At 64.8% G+C, this 1,797-nt stretch carries 3 protein-coding genes; 1 reads left to right on the forward strand and 2 read right to left on the reverse strand.

Going from position 1 to position 1,797, the window contains the following annotated elements:
- Positions 1 to 333, reverse strand: a 333-nt coding sequence (locus JV551A3_RS13245) for an FAD-binding protein (RefSeq protein ID WP_133978753.1), incomplete at its 3' end; no start/stop codon positions are given.
- Between the two features lie 195 nt (positions 334 to 528).
- On the opposite strand from JV551A3_RS13245, the gene glcC reads away from it, so the two are divergent.
- Positions 529 to 1,293, forward strand: coding sequence for a transcriptional regulator GlcC (gene glcC / locus JV551A3_RS13250; protein WP_133978755.1), 765 nt, complete (start codon positions 529 to 531; stop codon positions 1,291 to 1,293).
- Positions 1,294 to 1,423: 130 nt separating this feature from the next.
- Here glcC and JV551A3_RS13255 read toward each other — a convergent pair whose 3' ends face one another.
- Positions 1,424 to 1,741, reverse strand: coding sequence for a DUF2388 domain-containing protein (locus JV551A3_RS13255; RefSeq protein ID WP_133978757.1), 318 nt, complete (start codon positions 1,739 to 1,741; stop codon positions 1,424 to 1,426).
- Between the last annotated feature and the right edge of the window lie 56 nt (positions 1,742 to 1,797).

Raw genomic sequence — 1,797 nt, forward strand, 5'->3', positions numbered from 1 at the left:
GCGGTTGAAGCGTGCCATCACCAGCAGGATGCCCTTGGCCAGTGGCAGGGCGCCGCCCGACAGGCCGGTACCGGCGCCGCGTGCCACCACCGGCACGCCACGCTGGTGGCAGAGCCTGAGCAGTGTTTGCACCTGCTCCAGGCGCTCGGGCAGCACCACCAGCAGCGGCACCGTGCGGTAAGCCGAGAGGCCGTCGCACTCATAGGGTTTGAGGTCTTCCTCGCGGTGCAGGATCTCAAGGTCCGGCAGGTCAGCACGCAGCGCTTGCAGCAGCGCCCCCCGGTCCACGTCGGGCAGCGCGCCATCGACGCGTTCGTCGTACAGGATATTCATCGGCTCACTCGGCAACGGTATTTGTTGTTGTTGGCAAAGCGCTCACCCTTGCAGCGTGCGCGTGGCCGCGGCCTGGGTCGAGTACAGGGTTGACTGGTCCTACCAGTTTTTGCGGCCGGTCCTGGTCATTGACGGCTTCGCCCGGCTAGATTGAGGCAGGTGGTTTAAGTGGTCCTACCAGCAGGAGGGTACGCATTGGGTACTGAAGGCAAGGCCAAGGTCGCTGATCAGGTGGCCGAACGGGTCGAGCGGCTGATCGTCGACGGCGTGCTCAAGGTGGGTCAGGCCCTGCCGTCGGAGCGACGCCTGGTGGAAAAGCTGGGCTGCTCGCGCTCGGCGCTGCGTGAAGGCCTGCGCATTCTGCGCGGGCGCGGCATCATCGACACCGAGCAGGGGCGAGGCTCGTTCGTGGCCGACCTGACTGGCCAGGCGGGTGCCACGCCGTTGATGCACCTGTTCAGCTCGCAGCCGCGCACGCTGTTCGACCTGTTGGAAGTGCGGGCGTTACTGGAGGCAGAATCGGCGCGTCTGGCGGCGTTGCGGGCCACCGAGGTCGACCGTTTACTGATTCGTCGGCGCTATGAAGAGATGCTGGCTGCGCACGAAGCCCCCGAAGTGGCAGATGCCCGTGAACATGCCCGTCGCGACCATGCCTTTCACCGGGCCATCAGCGAGGCGTCGCACAACCCGGTGCTGGTGCATACCCTGCAATCGCTCAGTGACCTGACCTTGAGCACGGTGTTCGCCTCGGTCAACAACCTGTACTGCCGGCCGGCGCAGAAGCGCCAGATCGACCGCCAGCATGCGCGGTTGTATCAGGCAGTGATGGAGCAGCTGCCCGAGCAGGCGCAGCGCGCGGCGCGCGAACATATCAACGGGATCCGCGACAGCTTGCGGGAGATAGAGCAGGAAGAGCAGCGGCTGGTAAGGGCTACCATGCGCATGGATGGCTGGGGGTGAATGTACGCCTGTGCCGGCCCTTTCGCGGGCTTGCCCGCTCCCACAAGAACCGCACCGGGTCTGATGACTGTACAGTACTTGTGGGAGCGGGCAAGCCCGCGAAGAGGCCGGTGCAGGACTACCTCAATGGTCAATGATCGGCTATGCGGTCATCCTGCGAGAGGAGGGCCCGGGCCAGCTCTTCATCATTGGCCTGCAGTCCAGGGTTGTCCTTGCGGGCTTGTTCCAGCGCCGACTCCACATAGGCGCCACGGATTGCACCACCGCTGGCGACGTAGGCCGAAAGCTCGTCACGCGCCGGGATGATCCGTTTGTCGTCCTTGAAGGTCGAGTAGAGCGAGGCGGAAACACCGGCCGAGGTTGCGACGTCGCCTGCGTCGACGTCAGCCAGGGCAGCACCGGCAGGCAGCAGGACCAGCAGCGCAGGGGCGAGGAGGAGATGCCGCATGGTGTGTCCTCCAGTAGCGTGAAACGCAAGTAATTGGAACCACTCAGTGTTTAAGA

The sequence above is a fragment of the Pseudomonas inefficax genome (assembly GCF_900277125.1).
In the GTDB taxonomy this organism is placed as follows: Bacteria; Pseudomonadota; Gammaproteobacteria; order Pseudomonadales; family Pseudomonadaceae; genus Aquipseudomonas; species Aquipseudomonas inefficax.

Excerpts from the sequence above, each read along its gene's own strand:
- JV551A3_RS13255 (WP_133978757.1), bottom strand. The coding sequence starts at position 1,741 with ATGCGGCATCTCCTCCTCGCCCCTGCGCTGCTGGTCCTGCTGCCTGCC.